General features: G+C 50.0%; 1 protein-coding gene. It reads right to left on the bottom strand.

Annotated features, from left to right (window positions below):
• Positions 1-77: 77 nt before the first annotated feature.
• On the bottom strand, positions 78-641 hold the full coding sequence (locus C2846_RS18490) for a lysozyme inhibitor LprI family protein (RefSeq protein ID WP_119702193.1): 564 nt from the start codon (positions 639-641) through the stop codon (positions 78-80).
• Positions 642-696 lie beyond the last annotated feature (55 nt).

Here is a 696-nt window from a genome sequence, read left to right as displayed (position 1 = left end):
CCAGCACGCGCGGCTTTGTAGTGAAGGCGAAGCAGCAACGAAAAAACCGTCGCTGTGCTTGGCCTTGTTATGTTGCGTCATTTATTTCGCTCGAATTCCAACTGTTCACTTAGAAGCCGAATAAACTCATTTGTACGCGCCTCGGCATTTGCGGCGTATATTAGGCTTTGAATAGAGCCACCCCTGTAGAATTCAGCTTCAAATGCGGCAAAGTCGTGCCTAAACTTCCTCCACGACTCCATTGCGTAATCTAAAGCCTCGGCCCGAGCACCATCCTGAAATGACATGAGCTCTTCGTACACAACGCTTAGCTGCGCATCAGCTGCAGTAAGTTGAGCTAGGCTAATCCTGTTCATATCAGCCTGAGTTAGATGCTCGCCCGACTCCAGCAGTGAGTCGTGTGAGCCCTGAGCGGATTCCACAATACGATTTGCCGCAGCGAGTTCTTCAGCAGAAACCTTATCCTCTGGTTCAGCTCGGTAAAGTTTATGGAGCCTTTCATATCCGCTGATGAACTCCTCTATTTTCCCGGAGTCGTTCTTCTCGATTTTGCGTTTGAGCAAATATGCGACACCGGCCAACAGTGCACCGACTACTGCACTGACGATTGCCACAATTGCCTCAGGAATGATTTCAGTCAATGGCTAATCCTTGATTAGCGACATAACGCCCGCAGCACGCGCGGCTTTGTAGTGG

The sequence above is a fragment of the Pseudomonas jilinensis genome (assembly GCF_003586265.1).
Taxonomy (GTDB): Bacteria; Pseudomonadota; Gammaproteobacteria; order Pseudomonadales; family Pseudomonadaceae; genus Halopseudomonas; species Halopseudomonas phragmitis.
The sequence above is the reverse complement of the archived record's forward strand: the minus strand, read 5'-3'. Positions and strand labels throughout refer to the sequence as shown.